Origin of the sequence: Accumulibacter sp. (genome assembly GCF_023806565.1) — a bacterium.
Lineage (GTDB): Bacteria > Pseudomonadota > Gammaproteobacteria > Burkholderiales > Rhodocyclaceae > Accumulibacter.
In genome coordinates this window covers 13,555-27,440 of the sequence record NZ_JAMTDV010000115.1, presented here as the reverse complement: position 1 = coordinate 27,440, position 13,886 = coordinate 13,555, and the positions used below count along the sequence as shown (strand labels likewise).

Here is a 13,886-nt window from a genome sequence, read left to right as displayed (position 1 = left end):
GCCGCCGAGGACGCCGCCCGCCGTGAGGCCGAGCGCAAGGCCGCCGAGGACGCCGCCCGCCGTGAGGCCGACCGGCTGGCCGTCGAAGAAGCCCTGCTCCGCGAAGAAGCCGAACTGCGTGCCGTAGAGGAAGCGATCGAACGCGAAAAGGGGCGTCAGGCCGCAGAGGAGGCACGACGTCCAGCAAGCGCTGGCGAAGCCCGGTTGGCGGCGCGCGCGGTCAAGACCGCGGAACAGACCGTGGTGATGGTCGCCGACGACTCGAGAGTGGTACGAGTCAAGACCAGCCGCCTGCTCAACGCGCACCGGTACCAGGTGGTGATGGCTGAGGATGGGCTGGACGCCGCGCAGCAGATCGAGAATTCGGTCCCCGACGTGCTGGTAACCGATGTGGACATGCCGGGAATTGACGGACTTGAACTGGTACGTCGTGTGCGTTGCGACCCGCGCACGGTCCATCTCCCGATCATCCTGGTGACCTCCGACAGCGAGCAGTTGCGTGCCTCTGCCGCCGCCGCGGGGGTCGATGTGGTGCTTGGCAAGCCGTATCCGGAAGAGCAACTGATCCACCATATCCAGCAACTCCTGCTGGCGCAGGCCGGCGCTTGATGACCCGGACAGCGACGAGCGGTGGCCACACGCCGGCGAGGACGGCCAGTCGGTGAGTCCGCCCGAGCGCATGTCGGCAAGCCACGTGCAGCTTACTGCCCGGGAGTTCCTAATGGTCTGCCTGTGCGCCGAGTGGTGTGGTGTCTGCCGAGAATACCGCAGCGGCTTCGAGGAGGTCGCCCGACAGTTCCCGATGCTGCCGTGCTTCTGGCTGGATATCGAGGAACATGCAGATGCGCTCGGTGATCTCGAAGTCGAGAACTTCCCCACGCTGCTCATCAAGCGCCGGCAATGGGTGCTCTTCTACGGCAGCATGCCGCCGGCTGCGGAACACTTGCGCAGGACTTTGGCAGTGTTCCTCGAGCAAAGTGCCGAAGACAGCCGGGAGTATGCATTCTCCAACGCGGAGCGACAGCGCTGGCAAGAAGACGAAGACCTGTTGCGGCTCAACCACGCCGAACTGCGACAGATCTCCGCTTAGTCGATGCCCGGAACATCCGGACGTTGCACTTGTCGCCGCGGCATGCTCCTTGTCCGTTGTGTCGCGGTGCTGCCCGAAGTTCCCAAGGAGCGCGCTATCATGATCAGGCCGTCTACCGGCTGACGGCCAACGGACAGACAGGCCACCGTAGCATGTCAGGAAGTCGGCAGCGCGTGCATGGAAAGTGATGATCGAACCCGGCTGGCAAGGAACGGCCTGGCGCGGCAAGCGAACGGCAGACGCATGCGTCGGGAGTTCACAGATACTGACTGAGCAGCAGGGCGGCCAGCAGCAGGGCGATTATCGCCAGCCAGCGACCCTGTTGGCGTTGCGTGCGCGCCAGGTCGCCGAGCAGCGGCGCGAGATCGGGCGCCTTGGACCTTGCCAGCGCCTCGTACAACAGTCTGGGCATCTGCGGCAGCGTGCGCGCCCAGTAGGGAGCTTCCTGCTGCACACCGCGATGGAAGGCACGGCCACCGAGTTGCTCGCTCATCCAGCGTTCGAGGAAAGGCTTGGCGGTTTTCCAGAGGTCGAGGTTCGGGTCGAGTTGCCGGCCCAGGCCTTCGATGTTGAGCAACGTTTTCTGCAGCATGACCAACTGCGGCTGGATCTCGACGTTGAAGCGGCGCGAGGTCTGGAACAGGCGCAGCAGGACACGGCCAAAGGAAATTTCATGCAGCGGCCGGTCGAAAATCGGTTCGCAGACTGCACGGATGGCGGCCTCGAACTCGTCGGCGCGCGTCTCGGGCGGCGCCCAGCCGGCTTCGATGTGCGCCGTCGCCACCCGTTTGTAGTCACGCTGAAAAAAGGCCAGGAAGTTCTGTGCCAGATAGTTCTTGTCGTTGTCGGTCAACGTGCCGACGATGCCGAAGTCGAGCGCGATATAGCTGCCGTGGTGCACTGGATCGGTGGCGACGAAGATGTTCCCCGGGTGCATGTCGGCATGAAAGAAACCATCGCGGAACACCTGCGTGAAGAATATTTCGACGCCCGCACGTGACAGGGCCGGCAGATCGATGCCGGCAGCGATCAGCGCATCCGTATGGCTGATCGGAATGCCACGCATACGTTCCATCACCATCACCGTCGTCGTGCATTGATCCCAGTAGACCTCCGGGACCTGCAGCAGTCGCGAACCACTGAAGTTGCGCCGCAATTGCGAGCAGTTGGCCGCTTCGCGCATGAGATCGAGTTCATCGTAGAGGTACTTGGCGAACTCGCCCACGACTTCCCGCGGTTTCAAGCGCTTGCCGTCCGACCACAGCTTCTCCAGCAGGCCGGCAAAGGTGTCGAGCAGGGCCAGATCGTTGGCAATCACGCCGTGCATCTCCGGCCGCAGAACCTTGACCGCCACTTCGTGACCGCCGTCCTCCGGCCGCAGACGCGCAAAATGGACCTGGGCGATCGAGGCGCTGGCAACCGGCGTCGCAGCGAATTCTGCGAATACTTCACTGGCCGGCCGGCCATAGGCCTGTTCGATCTGGGCCAACGCGAGCTCGGATGAGAACGGTGGCACACGATCCTGCAGTTTGGCAAGTTCGTCAGCGATGTCGGTACGCAGCAGGTCGCGGCGCGTGGACAGCACCTGTCCAAACTTGACGAAGATCGGTCCGAGCGATTCCAGTGCCAGGCGCAGGCGGACCGCTGGCGACTCGTCGAACTTGCGCCAGAAATGCAGGGTGCGCGACAGCGCCGCCAGGCGACCGCTTGGTTCGTGCTCGAGGATCATCTCGTCGAGGCCGTAGCGGCTCGCAATGCTCAGAATTTTGGCGAGGCGGAAGATGCGCACGGCGAGCAGGATTCAGGACCGCAAAATCGCGAGTTTACACAGAAAGCAAGCGGGAAACGGTCAATCCGCTCGCATCGATCCAGGTCGGGAAGTGCTTGTCGGAGAGGACCGCGAATTCTCGCATCCTCTGCCGCCCGATAGGGTCGCCGGCAGGCGCCGAGACCGCCGGATGGCACATCAGGAGGTCGCCACTGCCTGCATCGGCGAACCACGCCTGCAGGAGCTTCCTGTATTGTTCGCAGCTTGCCGAAAATCGATAGACGCCGAGCAGATGTCGGTTCATCGGCAAGCCGGCGGCGGTCGTCAGGCGACGCAATGCGCGAGCGCCGAGCAGGGCGATGAGTCGGGCCTTCCGTTGGTCAGCCCGAGCGACCGTTGAATTGCGCGCAGTTTGCGTCGAGCGTAGCCAGATGACCCGCCCCGGGTAGCGCCGACCGATGCTTTCCAGTAGAAGCTCGCGGATCACCGGCAATTGGTGGACATGCTGGTGGCCGTCGATGAAAGCAGGCGGACGCCCGAAGTTCGCCTCGAAAGCGTCGAACTGCGCCGCGATCGTCGAGGCCACCAGTAGCGGCGGCAAGCGGCGCGTATAACAGGCGGCGATCAGGCGCGCCAGAGGCAGATGGAGCTGATCGGCAACCAGCGACTCGGTAAAATTCAGGTGAAGTCCGAGGTCCACCGGCAACTGTGCCAGCGCAGCCGAATGGTAGGGCAGTGCCGTCCCCGGCGTCAGGCAACTGACTGCGCTGAGGTGGCCCAGCCGGGCCAATGCAAGAATTCCTTCGTCGATACCCGCGGCCAGTCCGAAATCGTCGGCGCAGATGGCGATTCGCTTGGGAAACGCCTCAGGGAAATTATTCAGCACCTTACTTGCGGATCCCATGCATGATTGGAATATTCACCCAGATTGGCTGGTTCGTCGCCGTCGGCTGTGCCGCGGCGACGACCCATTGGCTGGTTGCGATCGCTTGCGTCGTCTCCTGGCAACTGCCGCCGCTCGCCGCCAATGTGGTCGGGTGGCTGGCAGCTTTTCTGGTTTCGTTCAGCGGCCATTATCGACTGACCTTTCGTCAGCAGCGAAAGTCTCTGGCGACTGCCTGCGGTCGCTTCTTTCTCGTATCGGCTGCCGGTTTCCTCATCAACGAGTTCTGCTACGCCTGGCTGCTCCATGTCACCGACATCCCCTATGACTTGCTGCTGGCGGCGATTCTCGTGGCGATCGCCTTGTTGACCTTCATTCTCAGTCGCGTCTGGGCGTTTCGGAGCAAAGCGTCTTGAGCGTCGTCGGCTCCAGACGCCAGAGAATGTGCTTCTGGTCGGCGCCGAACACCGACTGTTCGGGCAACCAGGGAAATAAGGCGGACGCCCGTCGTCGGCCCCAGATCCATACCGCTCTGGCGTCGGAATCACAGAGCCTTGCGATGAGCTGTGCGGGCGTGAGCAATACCGCGTGTTCTGCATCAGGGTCAAATGCGCCGCCATCGGCAAGTTCCTTGCGCCAGTTGTCCTGGCTGGCAATTTCCGGATCGTCCCAGGCGCTGACCACCCAACTGGCTTGCTGCGCGTGCAGGTAGAACGCCAGGTCGTATTGATACTCGTCGACCATGACCAATTGCTCCGGCGCCGCGAATACCCCTTTGGCGGCACTCGCCAGGTGTTTTGCCGAGGCGCGGTCGGTAACGGCAACGCCAACGACCAGCGCGAGGCAGGATATCGCGGCAAGAGCGAGCGTGCGCACATACCAACTTTCGGCTCGCATCCGGTCGCGGTCGAACCACGCCGAGAACGAGTCGGCAAGGAAATAGGCAAATGGCGGAATCGCCGGCAGGATGTAACCGACCAGCTTGGAGCTGGGCAGCGAAAAAAAGAGCACGATCAGCAACAGCCAGATCGCCATCAGGCTGCGCACGCCACTTGGCTCGACCGCCCCGCGGAAAGACTTCTGACCTACGCGTGCAAACCATGGCGACCACGGCAAGCCACCGAGCAGAATCACCGGAACGTAAAACCAGAGGGGCATCTGGTTATTGAATCCGGTCTGGGAAAACCGCTGGAAGTGATGGTAGACAAAAAAGTAGTCGAAAAATCCGGGAAAGGAATGCTGCATCCAGAAGAACCACGGCAGCGCGATCAGCAGAAAGAGCAGCCACCCGGGAAGCCAGAACAGCATCGAAAGAAACCGCCACGACCGGCGCCAAAGCAACCACGACAGCAACACGCCGGCCGGCAGCACGATGCCGATCAGTCCCTTGGCGAGAACACCCGCCGCGGCAAGGATGTAGGTCCTGGCCAGCGCAGCGCGCCACGGCAGAGCCCGTTCTCGGCGCAAGAGCGAGTCCGCTCCCGACAGGATGGTCAAGGAGATCATCCCGGCAACCAGCATGTCGAGATTGGCGAACTGGGCGCCGGCATAGAAACCCGGCTGCGTGCAGAGGATGACGACTGCCAGCGTAGCCACTTGGCTGTTCCGGTAACGCCGAACGAACAGATAGAGCGCGGTGGCCGCCAAGATTGCCGCCAGCAGCGACGGCGCCCGTGCCGGCAGCTCGTGTGCGCCACCCAGGCCCATGGTCGAAGCGCTCAGCCAGTAGAACAACGGCGGCTTGTGAAAAAACGGCAGACCGTCGAGGCGCGGAACGAGCCAGTCACCACTGATCAGCATCTCCCACGCAATGCCGACGTATCGGCCTTCGTCCGGAAGCATCAATGGTCGGAGTCCGGCGGTGAGCGTCAGCCACAGCGCCACCACCAGGACCAGCGGCAAGGCCGAGCGACTATCGATCAGCCTGGACAGCGTGGCCAATTTGCGCCTGCCGACATTCTCAGAATTGCCGGTCGGACAGTTTCTGCCCGACGTTCTGCTTGATCACATAGAGCGGCCTCTGTTTCACCTCGTCAAAAATCCGCGCGATGTAAGCGCCGATCGTACCCAGCGCAATGAGGTTGATTCCGGAGAAGAAGAACATCCCCGTGACGATGGTCGTCCAGCCGGAGACGTTGTGCCCATGGATGAAATAGTCGATGACCAGGTCGCTGCCATAGAGGAAGGCGAGAATGGCGACGATGCTTCCCACCACATTGAATGCGCGCAGAGGCCAGGTAGAGAAAGCGGTTATTCCGTCAACCGCAAACTGAATCAGTTGCAGCAGATTGAAGCGGGTTTCGCCGTGCAATCTTTCGGCGGGAACGTAGGGGATCGACTCCGCCTTGAAGCCAACCCAGGCATACAGCCCTTTCATGAAGCGAGTGCGCTCGGGCAGGCGAAGCAGCGCATCGACGACCTGCCGGTCCATCAGGCGAAAATCTCCCGCATCGGGGGGAATGCGGAGTCGCTGCCCCTGCCCGAGAATGGCGTAAAAGGTAGACGCGCCCACGCGTTTGATCCAGGGCTCCTCGCGGCGATGCCTCTTGACCGCGTAGACCGTGTCGACCCCAGCCCGCCAGCGCGCCAGCATCTCCGGGATCAGTTCCAGAGGGTGTTGCAGGTCCGCGTCGAGACAAACCACTACCTCGCCGCTGGTCGCTTCGAGACCAGCGCTGAGCGCCGCCTCCTTTCCGAAATTGCGTGAAAACTGCAGGTAATACACCCCCGGGTTGCTCGTTGCGAAAGCCGCCACCAGTTGTGGGGTATGGTCGGTGCTTCCGTCGTCGACGACGATCACTTCCCAGGCAGAACCAATTTCCTGCAACAATTCAACCAGGCTCGGCAGGAGCACGGCCAAATTGTCGTGCTCGTTCAAGGCCGGGACGACGCAACTGATGCGTGGCCTTTCGGTTCGCCGACCGTCGCGAAGGGAAGGAGTCATACTTGAGGTCATGATCAAATTCCGGAGGCACGAGTTTCGCTGGCGAAAGGGAGCGTCGCCAGCGTCGACGCCAAGGTCGCAGTATAGCACAAGGTCATAGCACTGGCGGCGCTTTCGGCAGCGAAGCAATGCCGGCGATGCCGACTGGCGCCGCCAATCAGTCGCCCGCAGGCGATTCGTGCGTCGTATAATCAGAGGCTTGACCAAATTCTATGCCAGACGCGCCCCGATGAGCCACGACCTGAAGTCCCACCTTGCCGAGCTCTTGCATGTTGCACTGCGCAGTGTTGCGCCAAACGAATCCGCTGCCGCCATCCACATCGAGCGACCGAGACAGGCCACACACGGTGACTTCTCCTGCAATCTGGCAATGCAGCTGGCACGGTCGCTCAAGCGCAATCCGCGGCAGCTGGCACAACTGCTGGTATCGGAGTTGCCGTATTCGTCGCTGGTCGAATCGGCCGAGGTCGCCGGCGCCGGTTTCATCAACTTCCGTCTGTCGGCAGCGGCCAAACTCGCCGTGCTGCGCGGCGCCATCGAACAGGGCGCTGCTTTCGGCCGTGCCACTGTCGGTGCCCGGCGCAAGTTGCTGGTCGAGTTCGTTTCCGCCAACCCGACCGGCCCGTTACACGTCGGGCATGGCCGTGGTGCAGCCTATGGCGACAGTCTCTGCAAGCTGCTCGCGTACGCCGGCTGGGAGGTAACCAGCGAATACTACGTCAACGATGCCGGACGGCAGATGGATATCCTGGCCGTGTCTACCTGGCTGCGTTACCTCGAACTGCACGGACCGACGACGAACCTTCCCTTTCCACCGAACGCCTATCAAGGCCAGTACGTTGGAGACATGGCCCGGCAATTGTTGGCAAGCCACGCTGACCGCTTCCTGCACGCGGCCAGCAGTATCAGTGGCGGTCTGCCGGGACTGCCAGAAACGACGCGAACCGACGCCGCCGCCGTGCAGCAGCGGGAAGCCCACCTCGATGCGCTGATCGCCCGGGCCAAGCACTTGCTGGGCGAGGAATGGGCTTACCTGCATGACTTCGTGCTCACCGAACAGCTTGCCGATTGCCGGAACGATCTCGAACAGTCCGGCGTACATTTCGACGTCTGGTTTTCCGAGCAATCGCTGTTTTCCACGGGTTTGGTGGCACGTTGCGTCGATCGGCTCGAAAAGGCCGGCCATCTTTACCTGCAGGATGGCGCGCGCTGGTTCCGGTCGACCGCCTTCGGTGACGAGAAGGATCGCGTCGTACAGCGCGACAACGGTCTATACACCTACTTCGCTTCGGATATCGCGTACCATCTCAACAAGTACGAACGTGGCTTCGAGCGCATCATCAATGTCTGGGGGGCCGATCACCACGGCTATATTCCGCGCGTCAAGGGCGCGATCCAGGCACTGGGCCTCGACCCGGGACAGCTCGATGTGGCGCTGGTCCAGTTCGCCGTGCTCTACCGCTCGGGAGCGAAGGCACAGATGTCTACCCGCGCGGGCGAGTTCGTCACGCTGCGTACGCTGCGTGACGATGTCGGCAACGACGCCTGCCGGTTCTTCTACGTCTTGCGCAAGTCCGACCAGCACCTGGATTTCGATCTCGATCTCGCCAAGAGCCAGTCGAACGACAATCCGGTCTACTACATCCAGTACGCCCATGCCCGCGTCTGTTCGGTGCTGGCGCTGTGGGGCGGCGAGGTGCGGGCGCTTGCGGCCGCCGACCTGACCGTCCTCGACAGCCATTACGAGCTGACGTTGGCGTCCCGCATCGGCGAATTCCCCGAGGTCGTCGAGGCAGCCGCCAGCGAGCTTGCGCCACACCTGATCGCTTTCTATCTCAAGGATCTGGCCGCCGAGTTTCACAGCTACTACAATGCCGAGCGCATCCTGATCGATGACCCGGCGAAGCAGAACGCCCGTCTCGCGCTGGTCGCTGCCGTCAGGCAGGTAATCCGCAACGGGATGACGATTCTCGGGGTGAGTTGCCCGGAATCGATGTGATCGCCGAACAGAGGACTTCCATGAGTCGTGACATGAAACCCCGCAAGACACCACCCGCCGGGAAGTCGGGAGGAAGCACGCTGCTCGGCCTGTTCATCGGCCTGGTGATCGGCGTGATCGGCGTCGCCGGCGTCGTCTGGTACATCAACAAGGCGCCGCTGCCGTTCACGACAACCGGCCAGCAACCGAAACTGCCACCACCGGTCGCCAGCAAGTCGCCGACACCGGCTTCGCCGGAAACCCCGGCGGCTGCGTCGGCGCCCGTGGCGCTGCCCGGCAAGCCAGGCGACCCGGTCGCCGAAAAGCCGCGCTTCGATTTTTACAAAATTCTGCCAGGAAAGGCCGAGGCGATCCCCGACCCGACACCGGAAGAGAACAGGCCGGCCGCCGCCAAGGCGGGCGAGACGAAATCGATCGACGCGAAATCTACGGACGCCAAACCGTCGGAGAGCAAGTCGGCGAACAGCAAGAACGCCGAAGAGAAAATGGCGAGCGGCAAGAGCGTCGACGAAAAGACGGCAAGCGGCAAGATCGGTGAAGGCAAGGCCACCGAAAACAAGAACATTGACGGGAAGACCGCAGACAGCACCAAGGGCAAGACGGAAACGGCACTCAAGGAGCCGATCTATCTGCAGGCCGGATCCTTCCAGACGGCGACCGACGCGGACAACCAGAAGGCGCGTCTGGCGTTGCTTGGGGCTGAGGCACGCATTCAGCAGGTAATGCTGCAGGACAAGGTGTGGTATCGCGTCCGGCTGGGTCCCTACCACAAGATGGAAGAAGTGAATCATTTGCGTGCCGACCTCGCCAAGCAGGGCATCGATGCCAGCGTGGTCAAGAAAGACTGAAAGGAGAAAGCGCATGAATGCACGCTTTTCGGGATGGTTTCTGGCCATCACCCTGGCAACCTTGGCGGTGGTTGCGCCGGTGCGCGCAGAACTCGTCGTCGGCCGCGATTACCTGCCGATCGTCCCGGCTCAGATGACCGACAATCCTGCCAAGATCGAGGTCATCGAGTTCTTCTCGTACGGCTGCCCCCACTGCAACGAATTCCACCCGACAGTCAGCAGGTGGTCGGCGTCGCTTCCAGCCGACGTAACCTTCAAGCGCGTCCCGGTATCATTCGGACGCCCGCAGTGGGCAAGTCTGGCCCGGCTTTACTATGCGCTGGAGACGACTGGTGATCTGTCCAGACTCGACGGCGCTGTCTTCGACGCCCTGCACAAGACGGGCAGCAAGCTCTACGACGACAAGAGCATCACCGAGTGGGTGGCTGCGCAAGGCGTCGATGCGAAGAAGTTCAGCGATGCCTACAACTCCTTCGGAGTGGTGAGCAAAGCCAGGCGCGCCGACCAGATGTCGCAGGCGTACAAGATTCAGGGGGTCCCGGCGATGGCCGTAGATGGCAAGTATCTGGTGACCGGCAAGGAAATCAAGAGCCTTGCCGAACTTCCGATGCTGACGGACCAGGTGATCGGCATGGCGCGCAGCGAACGCAAGAAGAAATAGCGGGAAATCGCTCGGCCGCTAGCGACCCGTACGGCCGTAAGGCGGAAGTGATGGCGCACATGCCGACCCGCCAGCCCGCACCCCATCCGATGTCAAAAGTCTTCATCACAGGCGCTTCATCGGGAATCGGTCGGGCGCTGGCCGAATACTACGCGGCACGCGGGGCGCAACTCGCAATAGTCGCGCGCCGGGGCGAACTGCTGCAGCACCTCGCGGCTCACTGGCCGGACCAGGTCGACTGCTACCCGCTGGAAGTGACCGATGCCGCGGCGCTGCGTGCGGCTGCCGAGGACTTCGTCGCGCGCCGTGGGGTTCCCGACATCGTCATCGCCAATGCCGGCGTCTCGGTCGGCACGCTGAGCGAGCGGTCCGAGGATCTTGACCTCATCCGGCGCGTAATGGAGGTGAATTTTTTCGGCATGGCGGCGACCTTCTCGCCTTTCATCGGCCGTATGCGCGCCGCCGGTGGTGGGCGGCTGGTCGGCATCGCCTCGGTCGCCGGAATCCGCGGCTTGCCCGGTGTCGAGGCGTACAGCGCATCGAAGGCAGCGGCGATCAGCTACCTCGAAAGTCTTCGCGTCGAATTGCGCGATACCGGAGTCAAGGTACTCACGATGTGTCCGGGCTATGTCCGGACACCGATGACCGACGCCAATCCCTACCCGATGCCTTTCCTGCTGTCGGCCGACGTGGCTGCCCAGCGCCTTGCGCGCGCGATCGATCGAGATAGCAGCTACGTCGTCATTCCTTGGCAAATGGCCATCGTCGCCAAACTTCTCCGCCTCTTGCCAAACGCCCTCTACGATCGCCTGTTTGCCGGCGCGCCGCGCAAACCGCGGCAGGTGCTGCCCGGCTGACGGTCCAACGCAGATCACCAATCGATCGGCTGGCCATCGCGAAAGAGGCCGCCGCTCGGGCCATCGTCGGGAAGCAGCGCTGCCCAGACGATTCCCCTGGCCCCTTCGTCCGCACTGCGCGTTGCGTCCGGCCCGCCCATCGCAGTCCGGCACCAGCCGGGGCAGACCGCGTTGACCTTGATCGCGCTGTCTTCGAGTTCCCTCGCGGTGAGACGCGTCAGTGCGTTGAGCGCGGCTTTCGACATCCGATAGCCCGGCCAGAAGCCCCCCATCTTGCTGAGCTGCCCCATGCTCGACGTGACATTCACGATCCGCCCAGCGCCGTTTTCGCGCATCAGTGGTACTACCGCCTGGATCAGGCACAACGGCGCCAGCGCGTTGCACGCATAGGTTGCGGCGACCACTTCGGGATCGACGACAAAGACGCTGGCCGCCTGTGGAACGGCGAAGTCACGCGCTTCCAGGAAGACCCCCGCATTATTGACGAGGATGTCGGCCCTGCCGAACTCGCGGCGCAGTCGCGCGGCCAGTGCAGCAACAGCACTGGCGTCGGTCACGTCCGCGACGTGCACCAAGACATCATGGCCACTTTCGCGCAACTGGCGGGCGGCGTCTTCGATCGTTTCGGCAGAGCGCCCGACCATCAGTACCATGCAGCCGGCGGCAGCCAGATCGCGTGCCACGGCGAAGCCGATACCACGTGCCGCGCCGGTCACTACCGCAAGTTTCTGAGCTAGCATCGATGTCTCCTGTTGTTCTTTGTCTGGATTCCTATCATGCAATGGTCTGACGCGCTCGGCAAGGTGCATCACCGGTACCAGGGAAAGCCCAGGATCGTCTCTTTGGTGCCGAGCCTGACGGAATTGCTGGTTGCCCTGGGTCTCGCTGAGGACTTGGTCGGGCGCACTGGTTTTTGCATTCATCCGCGGCAGGTGGTGCGGCAAGTGCCGAAACTGGGCGGCACCAAGGGCTTCGATGTCGACAAGCTGCGTGCGCTGCAGCCGACGCACGTGCTGGTCAACATCGACGAAAATCGCCGCGAGGAAGTCGAAGCTCTGACCAGCTTCGTGCCGCAGCTGATCGTCACCCACCCCTTGACGGCTCACGACAACCTCGAACTCTACCGCCTGCTGGGCGGTGTCTTCGGGCGCGAGATGCAAGCCGCGACCTTGTGCGCCGATTTTGCAAGAGCTTGGACCGCGCTCGACGAGTTCTCCGCTTCGCTGCCACGCCAACGCGTGCTCTACCTGATCTGGCGGGACCCCTGGCTCGGCGTCGCCCGCGACACCTACATCTCGCACATGCTCGCGGCGGCCGGCTGGGACACGCTGCCGCTCGCCAGCACCGCTCGCTACCCGGAGATCGACCTGCCCATGCTGGCGCGCGAAGCCGAGGTCGTTTTTCTTTCCAGCGAACCCTATCCGTTTCGCGTGCAGCACCAGCGTGAACTGGCAACTTTGCTGCCAGACACGCGTATCGAACTGATCGACGGCGAACTGGTCTCCTGGTACGGCAGCCGGGCGATCGCCGGACTGCGCTACCTGCGAGAATTGCGCGCCCATCTGACACAAGGCTTGCTGCCCGCCGGACCTGGCTGACCATCGGCCGACGGGTCGCCGCAATCCGTGTCGAGATAACGGATTTCCTGATCCCGGTGCCTGAACGCTTGCTGAGGCAACGCGAGGACTGGGTTCATTGTGATAGCATCGCTGCAATTCGCCGTAAGAGGCGAATTCTATGACTCACCGATCGACTTCTTGCCGGAAAAGACGATTTACTTTAATTCGTCAATAATGGCGAAAAACATTGCCATATTCCTTTAATTCGCCGAATATGACGCTTCATGAAGATTTCCACCACACTGACCGATGCAGCCGTTCTTCGCGAACTGGGACAACGTCTGGCAGAAGCAAGGCTGGAGCGCAACATGACGCAGGCAGCATTGGCCGAGGAAGCGGGAGTCGCCAAGCGAACGGTCGAACGGCTCGAATCCGGTGAAACAGCCACCCAGTTGTCGGGCTTCGTTCGCGTATGTCGGGCGCTTGGCTTGCTCGATCGCCTTGATTCGCTGATCCCCGAAGCTATTGCCAGTCCTCTCGCGCAACTCGATTTACGCGGCCGGCAACGGCAACGGGCCACCGGCCGCAAGGCAGCCCTCGCAAAGGCGAAGCAATGGACCTGGGGGAATGAGGCGTGATCGCGCGAGTCCGGCTCTGGGGGCGGACGATAGGAGCAGTCTCGATGGACACTGGTCGCGACCACGCGGCCTTCCAGTACGACCCCGAGTTTGCCCGCAGCGGAATCGAGCTTTCTCCGCTGGTGATGCCGCTGAGCGACCGGATTTATCAATTTCCCGCTCTGCCGCGCAACACCTTTCACGGCCTGCCGGGGCTGCTGGCCGATTCACTGCCGGACAAGTTCGGCAACGCCCTGATCAATGCCTGGCTGGCGACGCAGGGGCGCACACCGGAAAGCTTCGATGCCGTCCAGCGCCTGTGCTACACCGGCACACGCGGTATGGGGGCGATCGAGTTCTCACCGGTACTGGGACCGCGGCCACGCAAGGCGACCAGAGTGGGGATCGATGCACTCGTGCGCCTGGCCTCCGAGGTCCTGGCGCATCGCAACGAGCTGACGGCCACCTTCGCCGGGGCCGGCCGCGAGAAAGCGCTGAACGAAATCCTCAAGGTCGGTACGTCCGCCGGCGGAGCCCGGGCGAAGGCGGTGATCGCGTGGAACCGCGAGACGAACGAGGTGCGTTCGGGACAGATCGCGGCCGGTGAAGGGTTCGATTACTGGCTGTTGAAGTTCGACGGCGTCGCCGGCAACCGCGACA

Annotated in this window: 15 protein-coding genes; 10 read left to right on the top strand and 5 right to left on the bottom strand. The window is 62.6% G+C overall.

Going from position 1 to position 13,886, the window contains the following annotated elements:
• On the top strand, nt 1–609 hold a 609-nt coding region (locus NFV80_RS12805; protein ID WP_296758910.1), incomplete at its 5' end, for a response regulator.
• A gap of 52 nt (nt 610–661) precedes the next feature.
• The gene (locus NFV80_RS12800) at nt 662–1,090 is read left to right on the top strand and encodes a thioredoxin family protein (protein WP_296758908.1); all 429 of its coding nucleotides are present in this window, start codon (nt 662–664) and stop codon (nt 1,088–1,090) included.
• A 256-nt stretch (nt 1,091–1,346) separates the two neighbouring features.
• Here NFV80_RS12800 and ubiB read toward each other — a convergent pair whose 3' ends face one another.
• Entirely contained in the window at nt 1,347–2,879 is a 1,533-nt protein-coding gene (ubiB, locus tag NFV80_RS12795; protein ID WP_295327617.1) for a ubiquinone biosynthesis regulatory protein kinase UbiB, read from the bottom strand.
• A 34-nt stretch (nt 2,880–2,913) separates the two neighbouring features.
• A complete protein-coding gene (locus NFV80_RS12790; RefSeq protein ID WP_295327619.1) occupies nt 2,914–3,762 on the bottom strand; it encodes a ChbG/HpnK family deacetylase in 849 nt (282 codons plus the stop codon).
• 2 nt (nt 3,763–3,764) lie between these two features.
• On the opposite strand from NFV80_RS12790, the gene NFV80_RS12785 reads away from it, so the two are divergent.
• Complete coding sequence (locus NFV80_RS12785) at nt 3,765–4,157, top strand: GtrA family protein (RefSeq protein WP_296758904.1); 393 nt, start codon at nt 3,765–3,767, stop codon at nt 4,155–4,157.
• Here NFV80_RS12785 and NFV80_RS12780 read toward each other — a convergent pair.
• Nucleotides 4,120–5,682 carry a glycosyltransferase family 39 protein gene (locus NFV80_RS12780; RefSeq protein WP_295327623.1) on the bottom strand — a complete coding sequence of 521 codons (1,563 nt, stop codon included), beginning with the start codon at nt 5,680–5,682 and terminating at the stop codon, nt 4,120–4,122. The genes NFV80_RS12785 and NFV80_RS12780 overlap by 38 nt on opposite strands.
• 19 nt (nt 5,683–5,701) lie before the next feature.
• Complete coding sequence (locus tag NFV80_RS12775) at nt 5,702–6,697, bottom strand: glycosyltransferase family 2 protein (protein ID WP_295327625.1); 996 nt, start codon at nt 6,695–6,697, stop codon at nt 5,702–5,704.
• A gap of 217 nt (nt 6,698–6,914) precedes the next feature.
• Here NFV80_RS12775 and argS point away from each other — a divergent pair, with 217 nt between their 5' ends.
• The 4 genes from argS to NFV80_RS12755 all read left to right on the top strand — a co-directional run bounded on the left by argS (nt 6,915) and on the right by NFV80_RS12755 (nt 11,050).
• Complete coding sequence (argS, locus tag NFV80_RS12770) at nt 6,915–8,684, top strand: arginine--tRNA ligase (protein ID WP_295327627.1); 1,770 nt, start codon at nt 6,915–6,917, stop codon at nt 8,682–8,684.
• Between the two features lie 32 nt (nt 8,685–8,716).
• Nucleotides 8,717–9,532, top strand: a complete 816-nt coding sequence (locus NFV80_RS12765; protein ID WP_295327629.1) for an SPOR domain-containing protein — start codon at nt 8,717–8,719, stop codon at nt 9,530–9,532.
• A gap of 13 nt (nt 9,533–9,545) precedes the next feature.
• A complete protein-coding gene (locus tag NFV80_RS12760; RefSeq protein ID WP_295327631.1) occupies nt 9,546–10,193 on the top strand; it encodes a thiol:disulfide interchange protein DsbA/DsbL in 648 nt (215 codons plus the stop codon).
• 89 nt (nt 10,194–10,282) lie between these two features.
• Nucleotides 10,283–11,050 carry an SDR family oxidoreductase gene (locus NFV80_RS12755; RefSeq protein ID WP_295327633.1) on the top strand — a complete coding sequence of 256 codons (768 nt, stop codon included), beginning with the start codon at nt 10,283–10,285 and terminating at the stop codon, nt 11,048–11,050.
• A 14-nt stretch (nt 11,051–11,064) separates the two neighbouring features.
• Here NFV80_RS12755 and NFV80_RS12750 read toward each other — a convergent pair whose 3' ends face one another.
• On the bottom strand, nt 11,065–11,790 hold the full coding sequence (locus NFV80_RS12750) for an SDR family NAD(P)-dependent oxidoreductase (protein ID WP_295327635.1): 726 nt from the start codon (nt 11,788–11,790) through the stop codon (nt 11,065–11,067).
• Nucleotides 11,791–11,826: 36 nt separating this feature from the next.
• Here NFV80_RS12750 and NFV80_RS12745 point away from each other — a divergent pair, with 36 nt between their 5' ends.
• From NFV80_RS12745 to NFV80_RS12735, 3 genes are all read left to right on the top strand, one after another.
• Complete coding sequence (locus NFV80_RS12745) at nt 11,827–12,648, top strand: helical backbone metal receptor (RefSeq protein ID WP_296758900.1); 822 nt, start codon at nt 11,827–11,829, stop codon at nt 12,646–12,648.
• Between the two features lie 245 nt (nt 12,649–12,893).
• A complete protein-coding gene (locus NFV80_RS12740) occupies nt 12,894–13,247 on the top strand; it encodes a helix-turn-helix transcriptional regulator (protein ID WP_296758896.1) in 354 nt (117 codons plus the stop codon).
• A 44-nt stretch (nt 13,248–13,291) separates the two neighbouring features.
• Nucleotides 13,292–13,886, top strand: a 595-nt coding sequence (locus NFV80_RS12735; RefSeq protein ID WP_296758893.1) for a HipA N-terminal domain-containing protein, incomplete at its 3' end; no start/stop codon positions are given.

What these genes read in the sequence shown, in the direction of transcription:
- NFV80_RS12760 (WP_295327631.1), top strand. Translation starts at nt 9,546, where the DNA reads ATGAATGCACGCTTTTCGGGATGGTTTCTGGCCATCACCCTGGCAACC.
- NFV80_RS12740 (WP_296758896.1), top strand. Translation starts at nt 12,894, where the DNA reads ATGAAGATTTCCACCACACTGACCGATGCAGCCGTTCTTCGCGAACTG.
- NFV80_RS12790 (WP_295327619.1), bottom strand. Translation starts at nt 3,762, where the DNA reads ATGGGATCCGCAAGTAAGGTGCTGAATAATTTCCCTGAGGCGTTTCCC.
- NFV80_RS12745 (WP_296758900.1), top strand. Translation starts at nt 11,827, where the DNA reads ATGCAATGGTCTGACGCGCTCGGCAAGGTGCATCACCGGTACCAGGGA.
- NFV80_RS12775 (WP_295327625.1), bottom strand. Translation starts at nt 6,697, where the DNA reads ATGACCTCAAGTATGACTCCTTCCCTTCGCGACGGTCGGCGAACCGAA.
- NFV80_RS12750 (WP_295327635.1), bottom strand. Translation starts at nt 11,790, where the DNA reads ATGCTAGCTCAGAAACTTGCGGTAGTGACCGGCGCGGCACGTGGTATC.
- argS (WP_295327627.1), top strand. Translation starts at nt 6,915, where the DNA reads ATGAGCCACGACCTGAAGTCCCACCTTGCCGAGCTCTTGCATGTTGCA.
- NFV80_RS12785 (WP_296758904.1), top strand. Translation starts at nt 3,765, where the DNA reads ATGATTGGAATATTCACCCAGATTGGCTGGTTCGTCGCCGTCGGCTGT.
- NFV80_RS12765 (WP_295327629.1), top strand. Translation starts at nt 8,717, where the DNA reads ATGAAACCCCGCAAGACACCACCCGCCGGGAAGTCGGGAGGAAGCACG.
- NFV80_RS12755 (WP_295327633.1), top strand. Translation starts at nt 10,283, where the DNA reads ATGTCAAAAGTCTTCATCACAGGCGCTTCATCGGGAATCGGTCGGGCG.